Origin of the sequence: Amycolatopsis xylanica (genome assembly GCF_900107045.1) — a bacterium.
Classification (GTDB): domain Bacteria; phylum Actinomycetota; class Actinomycetes; order Mycobacteriales; family Pseudonocardiaceae; genus Amycolatopsis; species Amycolatopsis xylanica.
On record NZ_FNON01000001.1, the window covers coordinates 633,745 to 648,120 of the forward strand.

A 14,376-nucleotide genomic window follows, 5' to 3' on the forward strand; every position below is an offset into this window, starting at 1 on the left:
TGGGTTGATGACGACAGGGACGCCGGTGAGCAGGGCCGAGCGCAAGAAGCAGGAACTGCGGCGCGAGATCATCGAGACCGCGTTCGACTGTTTCGCCGAGCGCGGCTACCACGCGACCGGCATCGCCGACATCGCCGCGCGCCTCGGCATCGGGCACGGGACCTTCTACCGGTACTTCCAGAACAAGCGCGACATCGTCGACCACGTGATCACCGACCTGGTGCGGACCGTGGTCGCGGCGCTGGCCGCCGACAACGCCCCCGACGCGGTCAGCAGCCTGGCGGAGTACCGCACGCAGACCGCGCGCATCGGGGACGCGCTGGCCGGGATCTTCGGCGGCGACCCCCGGCTCGCCCGCTTCCTGCTGCTCGAAGCCGCGGGCATCGACGCCGAGATGCGGGAGCGCGTGCTGGATTTCTACGACGGCGCCGCGCAGCTGACCGCCGCGTACCTGAGTCACGGGGTCGAGCTCGGCTACCTGCGCGCGGACCTCGACGTCGAGGGATCCGCCCGCGCGATCAACGGCATGATCCTCGCCGCGGTGCTGGCGAGCCTGCGTGATCCGGCGCCCGAGTCGCAGGCGCGCCTGAGCGCGGCGATCCGCCGTGTCATGTACGACGGGATCGCCGCGCGCGACTGACGAGCCCTACGAGGCCGAGTCCGCGTCCAGGTGGTACTGCTCCAGCACCGCAGTGGCCAGGTGGTGCCGCAGCAACGCCGCCTCGGCCATGGTGAGGCGGATGTCGGGGCCGTTCTCGACCCGCAGTGTCAGATGGGCTCCGCCGACGTCCTGGGTGACGCCGACGGCGATGGGTACCGAGCGCCCCGTGCTGGGCTCTCGTCCGTTCACGATCAGGGTGATGCTCCAAGGTCTTGGCTGTGCGCTGACGGTCATCTCCAGCTCCCGGGTCGATTACCTCCACCGTGAACGGGAGAACGTGACCCACGCCTCATGACGGGACTATTCGGTAACCAATGGGTCACGGTGACGACCGTGACAATGGAGTAACGCTGCGTCACTTGATCTCGTTTGGGTTCTGGTTTGTGCACGGAGTGCAACGCTCATACCCATCTTTGGTCGTAAAGCACTAGCACGGCGGAGTGTGACGAGCTTCACTGGAAGGGAGCAGATCCAGAGAAAACCGACTGAGGGGTGGAAACCGAGATGTCCGAGGTAGCGAAACCGGAATTGGTGCAGGCGCTGTTCTGTTCACCGTTGCCGGTCACGGCCGATCTGCCGGTCGACAGCATCAGGGCCGAGATCGAAAGCATCCTCAAGGCGCAGGAGTCCAGCGGCTGCCTGTGCGACGTGGCGCAGGAGGCGGGGGATCATCCTGAGACGTATCTCGACCGGATCAGATGGTGCATCAGCTGTGTCCAGAAGGCCTATCCGCAAGTGGGGGCGGCCTGAGAACGCCGAAGAGGGGACCTGAACCGCCGGAAACGGCCTAGGTCCCCTCCGCTCGTTCAGCCCTTGGTCGCACCGCCGGTGAGACCCTTGACGAACTGCTTCTGCAGCGCCAGGTAGAAGATCAGCACCGGCAGCGTGGCCAGGAACATCAGCGCGAACACGCTGCCCAGGTCCGCCTGGTACTGCCCGATGGACCGGTAGATGCCCGTCGTCACCGTGGTGCCTTGCGAAGGCCCGAGGATGATCAGCGGGTCGATGAAGTCGTTCCAGATCCAGACGCCGAGGAAGATGAGCACGCTCGCCGTCGCCGGCTTGAGCAGCGGGAACACGATCCGCCAGAACACCTGCATCCGGTTCGCGCCGTCGAGCAGGGCCGCCTCTTCCAGCTCCACCGGCACGCCGCGGATGAACCCGCTGAACACGAACACGCCGAACGGCACGTAGTAGCCGACGTTGAACAGCACCAGTCCCTGCAGGGTCGCCATCAGGTGCGTCGCCCGCAGCACGTCGGTGATCGGGATGAGGATCACCTGCGGCGGGATCATCAGCCCGGCGAGCAGGACCATCGTCAGCGCCTTCGTCCAGCGCTTCTGCGACCGGGCCAGGTAGTGCCCGAGCATCGCCGAAAGCACGGTCAGCACCAGGATCGACAGCAGCGTCACCACGATGCTGTTCGTGAGGCTGACCCAGTACAGCCCGTCCGGCCTGGTCAGCATGGCGCTGATGTTCTTCAGCGTCGGCGGCAGCGGCAGCGCGGACGGCTCGGTCGAGATCAGGTCGCCGCGCTTGAAGACGTTGACCAGCACGTAGTACAGCGGGATGAAGAAGACCGCGCTGACGGCGATCGCCACCACCGGGCGGACCCAAGACCGCTTGCCTGTCGTCACGGCGCTCACAGGTCGACCTCCCGCTTGCGCAGGAACTGCAGCACGATCGTGGTCACGACCGCGACGATCGTCAGCATCACGACCGCCATCGCCGAGGCATAACCGGCGTGGTTGGCGTCGAGGCCGGTCGCGAGCACGTTGAACGCGATCGTCGCCGTGGTGCCCGAGCCGGGCCCGCCGTTGGTGATGACCTTGACGTAGTCGTAGGTCTTGAACGCCGAAATCAGCATCACGACCGTGTTGATGGTCAGCGACGGCGCGAGCAGCGGCCAGGTGACCGCGCGGAACCGGCGCCACGGCCCGGCGCCGTCGATCTCCGCGGCTTCCAAGAGCTCGGCGGGCACGCCCTGCAGACCGGCCAGGTAGACGACCACGCAGAAGCCGAGCATCTGCCAGCAGACGATCGAGGCGACCGAATACAACGCGATGTCCGGGTCGGACAGCCAGCCAGGCGGATGCTCGACGCCGAACGCGCGCAGCGCCTGGTTGACCGGGCCCTGGTCGTCGAGCAGCTTCTGCCAGATGATGCTGACCACGACCGAGCTCAGGATGACCGGCGTGAAGAACACCGTGCGCAGGGCGTTGTAAAGCCAGCCTTTTTTGTCCAGCAGCAGCGCGATGCCGAGGCCGAGCACGTTCGGCACGATGACCACGATCAGCGTGAGCACCGTGGTCACCCACAGCGCGGTGAGGAAGGTTTCGTCGCTGAACAGGTTCTTGTAGTTCTCCAGCCCGACGAACTTCGTGGGCGGGTTGAACGGGTTGTAGTTCGTCAGGCTGTAGCCGAAGCTGATCAGGATCGGCGCCATCACGAAGCAGAGGTAGATCAGCACGCCGGGCGCGCCGAACGAGGCGAAGTGCCACACCCTCGGCAGGATCGGCTTGCGCCTGCGCCGGGTGGGCACCTTGCTCCGGTCAGCGCGCTCCGGCGTCGGAGCGGTCACCACATCTGTTGCCATCTCGGGTTATTTGGCCTTTGCCCATTCGGTGTCGAGGAAGGCGCACGCGTCCGCGACCGACTTGCGGCCGGTGATCACGTCCTGCGCGGCCTGGTAGACCTTGTCCTTCATGCCGGGCAGCAGGCCGTCGTCCGCGGTCTCCCACGAGAAGGCGTTCACGACCGCCTTCTGCTCGACGGCCTTCTGGTAGAGGTCGTAGCCCGCCTTGAACACCGCGCCCGCGTCGGCGGGCGGGGTGTAGCCCTTGATCGCCGGGAACAGGCCGTCGGCCTTGACCGAGGTGTCGAGCTGGGTCTTGTCGAGCTGGAACGCCAGCGCGAAGGTGCGCGCCGCGTCGAGGTTCGCGGACTTGGCGTTCACGATCATGCCGCCGCCGGTGTACGCGGGCACCACGAGCTTGCCGTCCTCGCTGGGGAAGTTGAACACGCCGATCTCGAAGTCGTGCGGCTTGGAGTCGGCGGCGGAGGCGAACCAGTTGCCCATCGGGTACATCGCGCCCTCGCCCTTGAGGAAGGCGGCCTGGGTGTCGTCGTAGCTGCGCGAGACCTGGCTCTTGTCGATGTAGCCCTTGGCGACCAGGTCGGCGAACTTGCCGAACGCCTTCTGGAAGTCGGGGTCGGCGAACTTGACCTTGTCCGCGCGGCGCTGGGTCAGCCAGTCGGGGGTCTTGCCGTAGAGGTCGACGCTGACGATCCCGTCGAGGATCATCGCCGACGGGAAGCCTTCCTTGCCGCCGCCGATGACGAAGGGCTTGCCGCCCTTGGCCTTCACCTTCTCGGCCGCGGCGACCAGCTCGGCCCACGTGGTCGGCGTAGCGGTGATGCCCGCGTCGGCGAACATCTTCTTGTTGTAGTAGATCGGCGGGATCGTCTGGGTGTTCGCGGGCAGCTGGTGGTGCCCGCCCTTGATCGGGTTGGCGTCGGGGAACTGGAAGTCCTTGAGCTCCTCGGGCGTCCACGCGTAGAGCGCGCCGGACTCGGCGAACCCGGCCGAGTCGACGGCGATCGCGACGTCGGGGAACTGCCCGGAGGTCAGCAGCTGCTTGGCGTACCCGGTGCGGTCGGTGCTGGGCGCGACCAGCTTCTTGACCTTGATTTCCGGGTGCTTGTCGGTGACGCGCTTGATCGCGGCGTCCCAGTAGGCCGGGGTGAGGTTGGGCGATTCGAAGGTCAGGAACGAGATTTCCTTGGTGCCGCCGCCGTTCGTGCCCGAGCCGGTGTCGCTGCCGACCGTGCACGCGCTCGCGGCCAGCAGTATCGCCGCTCCCAGCGCCAGGGACCTTCTCATGATCAGCCGCCTCTCCACCACACTGCCTGAACCCCATGGGCCTCGGTGACCTGCGTCACGAGACTCGGGCATTCGATCCGATGTTTAGACAACTGTCAAGCCCTTTGGGGGATTGAAAGCCGCCCTGTGACCTTATACATCCGATCTCTGCCTGCGCGATCTTATACGTCAGATACGATACAAGCGGACGATCGCGCTCCCGTGGTCACCCTTCGGCAGGTCGATCTCGATCCCGTGCGCGAGCAGGACGGCGCCGTGGTGGACGGCGCCGCTGCCGGGGTCGCGGTAGCGGGCCGCGGGGTCGAGGCCCCGCAGCCGGACGCGCCGCTCGGGCAGGTTGAAGTGCGCCGACTGGCGGTAGGCGAACACGACCGTCCGCTCGGGCGACACGTACTGGACGGCCGAGATCCCCGACGCGGATGGCGGCTGGAGCCGGTGGAGCGCGCCGTGCTGGACGGTTTCGCGGATCTCCTTGTAGAGCGCGATCTGCTCGCGTGCGAACGCGAGGTCGTCCTCGCTCCACTCGACGATGTTTCCGCCGATCCCGAGCACGCCCGCCATGGCGACATGGAAGCGGAACGCCAGCGGGGTGGATCGGCCGGTGACGAAGTTCGGGTTGTCGGTGACCCAGGCCGACATCGCGCGCGCCGGGTAGACCTGGGTGTAGCCGTGCTGGATGCGCAGCCGGTCGAGCGCGTCGGTGTTGTCCGAGGTCCAGACCTGATCGGTGCGCGCGAGGATGCCGAGGTCGATCCGGCCCCCGCCGCCGCTGCACGACTCGATGCGCAGCCCGGGGTGGTCGGCGCGCAGGCGGTCCATGATCGCGTAGACGGCCTGGGTGTGTCCGGTCCACAAGCGATCGGGGTCTTCGTCGTCCGGCCATCCGGCTTCGCTGAACGGACGGTTCATGTCCCACTTGAGGAAGTCGATGCCGTTGTCGCGGACGAGCGCGTCGAGCCAGCCGTGCGCCCACGCGGCGACGTCCTCGCGCGCGAAGTTGAGCACGAGCTGCCTGCGCAGCTCGGAGCGCCGCCGGTGCGGATGATGCAGCACCCAGTCGGGGTGCGCGCGGTAGAGATCGCTGTCCGGGTTGACCATCTCGGGTTCGACCCACAGGCCGAACTTCATGCCGAGGCGGTGCACCTCGTCGGCGAGCGGGGCGAGGCCGTCGGGGAAGCGGTCGCGGTTGACGACCCAGTCGCCGAGGCCCGCGTTGTCGCTCGTGCGGCTGCCGAACCAGCCGTCGTCCATGACGAACAGCTCGACGCCGAGGCTCGCGGCGTGCGCGGCGAGCTTGCGCTGGCCCGCCTCGTTGACGTCGAAAGCCGTTGCCTCCCAAGAGTTGTAGAGCACGGGACGCAGTTCGTCGGAATGGGGGAGCACGTGCTCGAGCGTGTAGTCATGCCAGGCGCGGCTGGCGCCGCCGAAGCCGTTTTCCGAGAACACGCCCGCGAAAACGGGTGTGGTCAAGACCGAGCCCCGGTTCAGCCGGTGGGTGACGCCGTCCTGGCCGAATCCGCCGGTGACCGTGACGCGGCCGTCGATGCTCCTGGTCGTGGTGATGCGCCAGGAACCACTCCAGGCGAGAGCGGTGCTCCACACCTCGCCGTGGGTCTCGGACGCGTCGCCCGCGTCGAGCATCACCCAGGGATTGGCGTGGTGACTGGTGATCCCGCGCCTGCTGGCGAACACCGTCTCGCCCTCGGCCACGGATTCGCGGCGCAGCTGGCTTTCCGCGGCCCAGCGTCCGACCACATGGGACAGCCGGTAGTCCGCGCGCTCGGGAAGCACCCAGGCGGCGGAGTCCGCGCGCAGCACCTCGACGGGCTCGCCGTCGTTGGCCAGCCCGACCCAGCGCTCGAGCACGTCGCCGCGGACGCGGTAGTGCAGGTCGATCCTCAGTGGATAGTGGCGGTCGCGGAAGCCGATCCGCAGGGCGCCGCCGTCGATCTCGTGGTCCGTGTACGCCCATTCGAGCGCACGGGTCCCATCGGCGAAGCGGACCTGCAGCGAGGGTGTCCAGTACCGGGTGCCGCCGTCGACGGCCAGCTCCTCGCGGCCCTCGTTGGGGTCGTTGAACCCGTCCCACCAGGCGGCACTCGGCCGGACCACGCCGGCGACCTGCTCGGCCGTGAGCGCCGGGCCCCAGTAGACGTGGCGTGGCGCGTCCTCCTCGGTGAGCTGGAGCGCGTACGTCCAGGTGGTGGTCTGGAGAACCCAGAGCCGGGACTGCTCGTCGAAGGCGATCACGAGCGCAATCTTGGCCTCGGGGCGCGGAATCGGCCAGGGGACCGGTCATCGGGACGGTGATCGAGGTCGCACTGCTTGACCGTGGTTGTTAGGTTTGCATAGCCTAAGTCCGTGGGTGTGAAAATGCCGGATGGCGGCGTACGAGGAGAGTTCGTGTCGGTCTACGAGGATGAGTCCTTCAGCGCTTCGAGTGATCCTCTCCCGCTCGTGGTGAAGCTCGCCAGGGCCGGACTGTTCGACGACTACGTGGTCTACGAGAGCGGCGGCCGCTGGACCGTCGCCGGCGGCGCGCTGGCGACCGTCTCGCTCGACGCGAAGCAGGTCAAGACCACGCTCGCGGGCGAGGACGAGATCGCGGTGGAGTGGACCGGCTCGCCAGCCGACGCGTTGCGCCGCGCGCTCGACGCGCTGCCGATCCAGGGCTGGAACGCCTACGGCTGGCTCGGTTTCGACTTCGCCGGGCTGATCGCCTCGCTGGTCTCGCGTGGCTCCGAGGCGCCGGGTGGCGAACTCGCGCGCCTGATCGTGCCGAGGACCGAGGTCCGCATCGACGAGCGCGGCGTGGTGGTCCGCAGTGCCGACGAGGCCGAGCGCGCCAGGGTGCTGGAGCTGCTGCGCGAGCCGGTCGACCCGATCACCCCGGCCGCGACGGGCATCGACGTCCGCGCCGACGGCGAGGGCTACCGCGAGCGCGTCGCGCAGGCGGTCAAGGAGATCCAGCTCGGGCAGTACCAGAAGGTCATCCTGTCGCGGACGGTGCGCATCCCGTTCGAGGCGGACATGGCCGGCACCTACGAGGTCGGCCGCCGCGGCAACACCCCGGCGCGGTCGTTCCTGCTGCGGATGAACGGCACCGAGGCGGCGGGCTTCAGCCCCGAGGTGATCGTCACGGTCGACGCCGACGGCCACGTGCTGACCCAGCCGCTGGCGGGCACCCGCGCGTTCGGCCGCGGCACCGAGGCCGACGCGGCCGCGCGCAGCGAGCTCGAGTCGGACCCCAAGGAGGTCTTCGAGCACGCGGTCTCCGTGCGTGCCGCCCAGGAGGAGCTGCGCGGCGTGTGCCGGGCGGGCACCGTCGGCGTCGACGACTTCATGGGCATCAAGGAGCGCGGCAGCGTCCAGCACCTGGCCTCGCTCGTGACCGGCACGCTCGACGAGCGGCGAACCTCTTGGGACGCCTTGGAAGCCGTGTTCCCGGCGATCACCGCGTCGGGCATCCCCAAGCGTGAGTCACTCGACGCGATCTTCCGTCTCGACGAGACCCGGCGCGGCCTCTACTCCGGCGCGGTCCTTTCGGCTTCGCACGACGGCGCGCTCGACGCGGCACTGGTGCTGCGCGCGGTGTACCAGCAGGACGGCCAGGCGTGGCTGCGCGCGGGTGCGGGCATCGTCACCGACTCGACGCCTGAGCGCGAGTTCGAGGAGACCTGCGAGAAGCTCTCCAGCGTCGCGCCGTTCGTGGTCCGCGCCGACTGAGCTAAGCCTTGAGAAGGCGATAAAGCGGGCTTTATCCCGAGGTGGGATAAAGCCCGCTTTATCGCGTCTTAGGAGGCTTTGGTGCGGAAGCGCCAGAGGATCCACGCGAGGTAGACGCCGCCGAACGCGCCGGTCATCGCGCCGACCGGCAGCAGCGTGTCGCCCGCGACGCGCTGCGCGGCGAAGTCCGCGACCACGACGAGCAGAGCGCCCATCCAGGCCGCCGGGAGCAGATTCGGCCCGGACGCCTTGGTAAGCCGTTTCGCGAGCTGGGGCGCCACCAAAGCGACGAAGGCGATCGGCCCGGCCGCGGCCGTCGCGATGGCGCAGGCCGCCGTGCCGACGATCAGCAAGTACAGCCTGCTGCGCTCGATCGGGACACCCAGCGCCTGCGCCGCGTCGTCACCCATCTCCAGCATCTTCAGCCACCGGCCGCCCGCCAGCACGAGCGGCACCACGACTGCCAGCGCCCACAGCAGCGGGACGGCCTCGCCCCAGCCGCGGTTGTCCAAACTGCCGGTGATCCACACGGTCGCGCGGCCCGCTTCGTTGAGGCTCGCGGTGACCAGCAGGTAGAAGTTGATCGACTGCAGGATCGCGCTGACGCCGATGCCGACCAGCACCAGCCGGTAGCCGCGCACACCCTGTTGCCACGCCAGCAGATACACCAGCAGCGCGGTCACCAGGCCGCCGACGGCGGCACCGAGTGAGATCGCCGCCGTGCTTCCTCCCAAAAGGACGATCACGGCCAGCGCGCCGGTCGCCGAGCCGTAGGTGAAGCCGACGATGTCCGGGCTGCCCAGCGGATTGCGGGACAGGCTCTGGAAGACCGCGCCGGACAGGCCGAGCGCGACGCCGACGCCCGCCGCGACCACCACGCGCGGCAGGCGCAGGTCGAGCACGGCGAAGTTGGTCATGCGGCTGCCGTTGCCGAGCAGCGTCCTGATCACGTCGAGCGGCGCCACCGAGATCGCGCCGGTGCCGAGCGTGAACACCACCATCAGCGCGAGCAGCGCCAGCAGGAGCGCGGAAGCCGTGAAGGCCCGGGTTTTCACGAGCGCACCATCCGCGTCCGGCGTACCAGGTAGATGAACACCGGCGCGCCCAGCAGCGCCGTGACGACGCCGACGTCGAGTTCCTGTTTCGCGACCACCCGGCCCAGGATGTCGGCGGCCAGCAGCAGCGCGGGGGAGAGCACCATGCAGTAGGGCAGCATCCACCGCTGGTCGGGGCCGGTGAGCGCGCGCACGATATGCGGCACCGCCAGCCCGACGAACACCAGCGGCCCGACGGCCGCGGTCGCCGCGCCCGCCAGCAAGGTGATGGCCACGAGCGTCAAAACCCGGGTGCGGCCGATGTTCGCCCCGAGCGCGCGGCCCGCGTCGTCGCCGAGCGCGATGGCGTTCAGCGGGCGGGCGAGCGCCAGTGCGAGCACCAGGCCCGCCGCGAGGAACGGGGCGACACGGGCGATCGTCGCGCCGTCGGCCCGGTTGAGCGAGCCGACCGTCCAAAAGCGCATCTGGTCCAGCGTCTTGCTGTCGAGCAGCATCGCGCTCTGGGTGACGCCGGTCAGCGCCGCCGTGATCGCGGTGCCCGCCAGTGCGAGACGGACCGGGGACGCGCCGCTGCGGCCGCCGGTCGCCAGCGCGTACAGCACGACCCCGGCGAGCGCCGCGCCCGCGAAGGCGAACCAGACGAACGCGCGCAGGTCCGTGATGCCGAGAACGCTGACCGACAGCGCCGCGGCCGCGGCGGCGCCGGCGTTGACGCCCAAGAGTCCGGGATCGGCGAGCGGGTTTCGGGTCAGCGCCTGCATCAACGCGCCGGCGGTGCCGAGCGCCGCGCCGACGGCGAGGCCGATGAGCGTGCGTGGCACCCGCAAGTCCCACACGACGAAGTGGACGTCCGGAGTGGACTCGCCGACCAACGCGGTGACCACAGTGGACAGTGGGATGGAGCGGGCGCCGACCGCGACACTCACCAGCGCGATCAGGGCGAGCACGGCCACGGCGGCGGCGAGCCCCGTGGCCCGCGCCGCATCAGTCTTCTTCAAGCAGCTTCCCCAAAGCCTTCTTGCTGACCTTGCCCACGGTCGTCAGCGGGAACTCCTCGAGCACCTCGACCCGGTCGGGGAGCTTGTACGCCGCGACCCCGCGCGCCCGCAGGAACGTGGTGACGTCCCGCAGCGCGGGCGTCTCGCCCTTGACCACGAGGAACGCGCAGATCCGCTCGCCCATCACCTCGTCGGCCATGCCGACCACGGCCGCGTCGTGCACCAGCGGGTGCGCGAGCAGGTGGTTCTCGAGTTCTTCGGCGGGGATCTTCTCGCCGCCGCGGTTGATCTGGTCCTTCACCCGGCCTTCGACGACCAGGTGCCCGGTCGGCAGCACCCGCACGAGGTCGCCCGAGCGGTAGAAGCCGTCTTCGGTGAACGCGCGCTTGTTGTGCTCGTCGGCGCGGTAGTAGCCGCGCAGCGTGTACGGGCCGCGCGTGAGCAGCTCGCCTTCGGTGGCGTCGTTCCCGTCGGCGTCGAGCACACGGACTTCGTCGGCGGGGGAGAGCGGCTTGCCCTGCGTGGTGACGATCAGCTCTTCGGGATCGTCGAGGCGGGTGTAGTTGAGCAGCCCCTCGGCCATGCCGAACACCTGCTGCAACTGGCAGCCCAGCGTCTCGCGGACCCGCCCGGCGGGCTCGGCGCTGAACTTCGCGCCGCCGACCTGCAGCAGCTCCAAACTGGACAGATCGTTGTCGCTCCACTCCGCGTTTTCCATCCACAGCAACGCGAGCGGAGGGACAACGGCGGTCACGGTGACGCGTTCGGTTTCGATCAGCTCGAACACCACGTCCGGGCTCGGGTTCGGCGCGAGCACGACCGTGCCGCCCGCCGCGAACGTGCCGAGGATCCCGGGACAGGCGAACGCGAAGTTGTGCGCGGCGGGCAGCGCGACCAGGTACACGGTCTCGGCGGTGAGCCCGCAGACTTCGGCACTCGCGCGCGCGTTGTAGAGATAGTCGTCGTGCGTGCGCGGGATCAGCTTCGGCGTGCCGGTCGTGCCGCCGGAGAGCAGGAACAACGCGACCTCGCCCGGGTCGGGCGCGTCGAGCGGAACCGGTGCGGCGTCGGGAAGAGCGGTGAACTCGGCGGGGTCGCCGGACACGAAGACGTGGCGCAGTCCCGGAACCGCCTTGGTCACCGTCCTGGCCAGTGTGCGGTAGTCGAACGTGTCGTCGGAGTCCGCGATGACGTACGCGGTCGCCTCGCTGAGCTCGCACAACGGCACGATCTCGCTCTCGCGGTGCGCGGGCAGCGCGAGCACCGGCGGTGCGCCGACACGCAGCAACGCGAAGATCGTCACCACGAAGTCGTCGATGTTCGGCATCTGAACGACCACCCGGTCGCCCCGCGCGATGCCGGCGGCGAGGAAGCCCGCGGCGGCCCGGTCCGCGCGCGCGTCGAGCTCGGCGTAGGTCCAGCGGGTGCCGGTCGGGCCGACGAGTGCCGTCTTCGCGGGATGGTTCCGCGCCCCGTCACGCAGGAGGACGTCGAGCGGCTGCCCGGCCCAGTACCCTTCCGCACGGTACTTTCCGGCCAGTTCCGGTGGCCAGGGCGTGCACCCGTCCAGCATCTCGGCTCCTCGTTCCGGGGGATGAACTTAGGTTAGGCTAGCCGACGTATTCGGAGGCTCACGAGGGGACGACGGACTTGCGGCTCGGGGAACTGGTCATCGATATCGAGCCGTTGCGCCGCAGTGGCGCGTTCCGGCGGGTCTTCGCCGCGCAGACGCTGAGCGTGGTCGGGGCGAGCCTGACGAACGTCGGCATCAACCTGCAGGTCTATCAGCTCACGAAGTCCTCGCTGCAGGTCGGCCTGGTCGGGCTGGTCTTCGGCGTGACGCTGCTGGCCGGGCTGATCGCGGGCGGGGTGCTCGCCGACCGGTCCGACCGGCGCAAGGTGATCCTCGGCAGCCGCGCGGGCACCGCGCTGATCCTGACGGGGCTGGCGGTCAACGCCGCGCTTCCCGCGCCGTCACTGGGTTTCGTCTACGTGGCCGCCGTGTTCGCGGGCGGGATCGCCGGGCTCGGCGGGTCCGCGCTGATGGCCGCGATCCCGGCGCTGTCCGGCCCGAAACTGGTCGCGGCCGCGGGCGCGCTGATCACGGTGACCAGCCAGTTCGGCGCGATGGTCGGCCCGGCGCTCGCCGGGCTCATCGCGTCGGGGCCCGGCATCGCCGTCTGCTTCGCGCTCGACGCAGCCGGCTACGTCGTGGGGCTCACACTGCTGTGGTTCCTGCCTTCGCTGCCACCGGGCGAGTCGTCGGACACCACCCAGCATCCGCTGCGCTCGCTGGCCGACGGCTTCAAGTTCATCAAGGGCAACCAGGTCGTCGCCGGGCTGCTGCTGATCGACCTGTGGGCCGTCGTCTTCGCCATGCCGTACGCGCTGTTCCCGCAGCTGGGCACCGAGGTCTTCCACGGCGGGCCCACCGCCGTCGGCCTGCTTTACACCGCGCCCGCGGTCGGCGCCTTCCTCGGCGCCCTCACCAGCGGCTGGACCGGGCGGATCCAGCACACCGGGCGCGCGCTGATCGCCGCGGTCTTGCTGTGGGGCCTGGCGATCACCGCGTTCGGGCTCAGCGGGCAGCTCTGGCTCGGCCTGACCTTCCTCGCGCTCGCGGGACTCGGCGACACGATCTCGGAGATCCTGCGCCGGGCGCTGCTCCAGCACTACACACCCGACCGTTTGCAAGGCCGCGTCGGTAGCCTGTGGCTGGCGCAGGCGACCGGCGGCACGGCCGTCGGCAACGCCGAAGCCGGCGTGGTCTCGCGGCTGCTCGGCGGCCCCGCGGCCGTCGTCACGGGTGGCCTGGTGTGCGTCGCGGGGGTGGTCATGATGGCGGTGGCCATGCCGAAGTTCCGCGAGGCGAGCCTGCGCACCCCATCGGCGGACGAGCTGAAGGTCTGAGGGAGAACGAGTGCCAGTCGCCCAGGTCAACGGAATCGAGCTCAACTACTGGGACACCGGCGAGGGCGAACCGGTGGTGCTCGTCATGGGCATGGCCGCGACCGGCCGGGTCTGGCAGCTGCACCAGGTCCCCGCGCTCGCCGAAGCGGGCTACCGGGTGATCACCTTCGACAACCGGGGAACCGGCCGGTCCAGCGAATGCGGTGACGGCTTCAAGATCGACGATCTGGTCGCCGACACCGCCGGGCTGATCGAATACCTCGACCTCGGCCCTTCGCGGGTGGTCGGCACCTCGCTGGGCGCCCAGGTCGTGCAGGAGCTGGCGCTCGCGCGACCCGAACTCGTCACCCAGGCCGTGCTGCTGGCGACCCGCGGCCGGATCGACCTGCTGCGCAAGGCTTCGCGTGCCGCCGAACGGGAACTGCGGGCCAGCGGGCTCGCGCTGCCCGCGCGCTACGAGGCGATCGTCCGCGCACAGCGGAACCTCTCGCCCGCGACGCTCAACGACGAGGCGAAGGTGCGGGACTGGCTCGACATGTTCGAGCTGTCGCCGGTGGTGTGGACTCCCGGCCTGCGTGCCCAGCTGGCGCTCGACATGACCGAGAGCAGGCTGCCCGCCTATCGCGCGATCAGCGCGCCGACGCTGGTCATCGGGTTCGCCGATGACGCGGTCCTGCCGCCGTTCCTGGCCCGTGAGGTCGCCGACGCCATCCCCGGCGCCCGCTACCGCGAGCTGGCCGAGTGCGGGCATTACGGCTATCTCGAACGGCCCGAAGCCGTCAACGCCGCGCTGCTGGAGTTCTTCGCAGCCAAGTAGCGAGTCCTGGGTCACGTCGATCGGTGGTGGACGGTGGCGCGCCCTCCTGTCTAAGGTAAGCCTGTCTAAAGTAAGGCTTGGCTAACCTTTGATGGGGAGTGAATCCGGTGACGAACCCGTTCGACGACGAGAGCGGCAAGTTCTACGCGCTGGTCAACGAGGAAGGCCAGTACTCGCTCTGGCCGACGTTCTCGGACGTGCCCGCCGGCTGGACGATCGCCTTCGGTGAGGACTCCCGGCAGGCCTGCCTCGACCACATCGAGGCGAACTGGACCGACATGCGCCCGCTGAGCCTGGTGCGCGCCATGGACGGCAGCGAGTCCTGA

Annotated in this window: 14 protein-coding genes; 6 read left to right on the forward strand and 8 right to left on the reverse strand. The window is 69.3% G+C overall.

What is annotated here, in order from left to right; genetic code table 11:
- Positions 1–7: 7 nt before the first annotated feature.
- The gene (locus tag BLV57_RS02735; protein WP_091286137.1) at positions 8–640 is read left to right on the forward strand and encodes a TetR/AcrR family transcriptional regulator; all 633 of its coding nucleotides are present in this window, start codon (positions 8–10) and stop codon (positions 638–640) included.
- A gap of 6 nt (positions 641–646) precedes the next feature.
- On the opposite strand, the gene BLV57_RS02740 is transcribed toward BLV57_RS02735, so the two are convergent.
- Positions 647–895 (reverse strand): hypothetical protein, encoded by a 249-nt coding sequence (locus tag BLV57_RS02740; protein WP_091286140.1) that lies wholly within the window; start codon positions 893–895, stop codon positions 647–649.
- A gap of 270 nt (positions 896–1,165) precedes the next feature.
- Here BLV57_RS02740 and BLV57_RS02745 point away from each other — a divergent pair, with 270 nt between their 5' ends.
- Positions 1,166–1,411, forward strand: a complete 246-nt coding sequence (locus BLV57_RS02745) for a hypothetical protein (RefSeq protein WP_143046961.1) — start codon at positions 1,166–1,168, stop codon at positions 1,409–1,411.
- Positions 1,412–1,467: 56 nt separating this feature from the next.
- Here BLV57_RS02745 and BLV57_RS02750 read toward each other — a convergent pair whose 3' ends face one another.
- The 4 genes from BLV57_RS02750 to BLV57_RS02765 all read right to left on the reverse strand — a co-directional run bounded on the left by BLV57_RS02750 (position 1,468) and on the right by BLV57_RS02765 (position 6,794).
- Positions 1,468–2,298, reverse strand: coding sequence for an ABC transporter permease subunit (locus BLV57_RS02750; protein ID WP_091287834.1), 831 nt, complete (start codon positions 2,296–2,298; stop codon positions 1,468–1,470).
- Between the two features lie 5 nt (positions 2,299–2,303).
- Positions 2,304–3,164 (reverse strand): carbohydrate ABC transporter permease, encoded by an 861-nt coding sequence (locus tag BLV57_RS02755; RefSeq protein WP_218134675.1) that lies wholly within the window; start codon positions 3,162–3,164, stop codon positions 2,304–2,306.
- A 99-nt stretch (positions 3,165–3,263) separates the two neighbouring features.
- Entirely contained in the window at positions 3,264–4,544 is a 1,281-nt protein-coding gene (locus tag BLV57_RS02760; RefSeq protein WP_091287835.1) for an ABC transporter substrate-binding protein, read from the reverse strand.
- A 168-nt stretch (positions 4,545–4,712) separates the two neighbouring features.
- Positions 4,713–6,794, reverse strand: coding sequence for an alpha-galactosidase (locus BLV57_RS02765; protein WP_091286151.1), 2,082 nt, complete (start codon positions 6,792–6,794; stop codon positions 4,713–4,715).
- A gap of 153 nt (positions 6,795–6,947) precedes the next feature.
- Between BLV57_RS02765 and BLV57_RS02770 the strand changes: the two genes are divergently transcribed.
- The gene (locus BLV57_RS02770; RefSeq protein WP_245757120.1) at positions 6,948–8,270 is read left to right on the forward strand and encodes a salicylate synthase; all 1,323 of its coding nucleotides are present in this window, start codon (positions 6,948–6,950) and stop codon (positions 8,268–8,270) included.
- Between the two features lie 68 nt (positions 8,271–8,338).
- On the opposite strand, the gene BLV57_RS02775 is transcribed toward BLV57_RS02770, so the two are convergent.
- From BLV57_RS02775 to BLV57_RS02785, 3 genes are read right to left on the reverse strand one after another with little or no spacing between them, the layout of a single operon-like run.
- Positions 8,339–9,325 carry a FecCD family ABC transporter permease gene (locus tag BLV57_RS02775; RefSeq protein WP_245757121.1) on the reverse strand — a complete coding sequence of 329 codons (987 nt, stop codon included), beginning with the start codon at positions 9,323–9,325 and terminating at the stop codon, positions 8,339–8,341.
- Entirely contained in the window at positions 9,322–10,323 is a 1,002-nt protein-coding gene (locus BLV57_RS02780; protein ID WP_091286158.1) for a FecCD family ABC transporter permease, read from the reverse strand. The genes BLV57_RS02775 and BLV57_RS02780 overlap by 4 nt, the downstream gene beginning before the upstream one ends.
- Positions 10,310–11,896, reverse strand: coding sequence for a (2,3-dihydroxybenzoyl)adenylate synthase (locus BLV57_RS02785; RefSeq protein ID WP_091286160.1), 1,587 nt, complete (start codon positions 11,894–11,896; stop codon positions 10,310–10,312). Before BLV57_RS02785 ends, BLV57_RS02780 begins: the two co-directional genes overlap by 14 nt.
- Positions 11,897–11,973: 77 nt before the next feature.
- On the opposite strand from BLV57_RS02785, the gene entS reads away from it, so the two are divergent.
- The 3 genes from entS (at position 11,974) to BLV57_RS02800 (ending at position 14,376) form a co-directional block, all read left to right on the forward strand.
- A complete protein-coding gene (gene entS, locus BLV57_RS02790; protein WP_091286161.1) occupies positions 11,974–13,233 on the forward strand; it encodes an enterobactin transporter EntS in 1,260 nt (419 codons plus the stop codon).
- 10 nt (positions 13,234–13,243) lie between these two features.
- Complete coding sequence (locus tag BLV57_RS02795; RefSeq protein ID WP_091286164.1) at positions 13,244–14,050, forward strand: alpha/beta fold hydrolase; 807 nt, start codon at positions 13,244–13,246, stop codon at positions 14,048–14,050.
- Positions 14,051–14,157: 107 nt separating this feature from the next.
- Positions 14,158–14,376: an MbtH family protein gene (locus tag BLV57_RS02800; protein WP_091286165.1), complete on the forward strand. Its 219-nt coding sequence runs from the start codon at positions 14,158–14,160 to the stop codon at positions 14,374–14,376.

Coding starts and splice junctions, on each gene's coding strand:
- BLV57_RS02735 (WP_091286137.1), top strand. CDS start 8: ATGACGACAGGGACGCCGGTGAGCAGGGCCGAGCGCAAGAAGCAGGAA.
- BLV57_RS02740 (WP_091286140.1), bottom strand. CDS start 895: ATGACCGTCAGCGCACAGCCAAGACCTTGGAGCATCACCCTGATCGTG.
- BLV57_RS02745 (WP_143046961.1), top strand. CDS start 1,166: ATGTCCGAGGTAGCGAAACCGGAATTGGTGCAGGCGCTGTTCTGTTCA.
- BLV57_RS02760 (WP_091287835.1), bottom strand. CDS start 4,544: ATGAGAAGGTCCCTGGCGCTGGGAGCGGCGATACTGCTGGCCGCGAGC.
- BLV57_RS02785 (WP_091286160.1), bottom strand. CDS start 11,896: ATGCTGGACGGGTGCACGCCCTGGCCACCGGAACTGGCCGGAAAGTAC.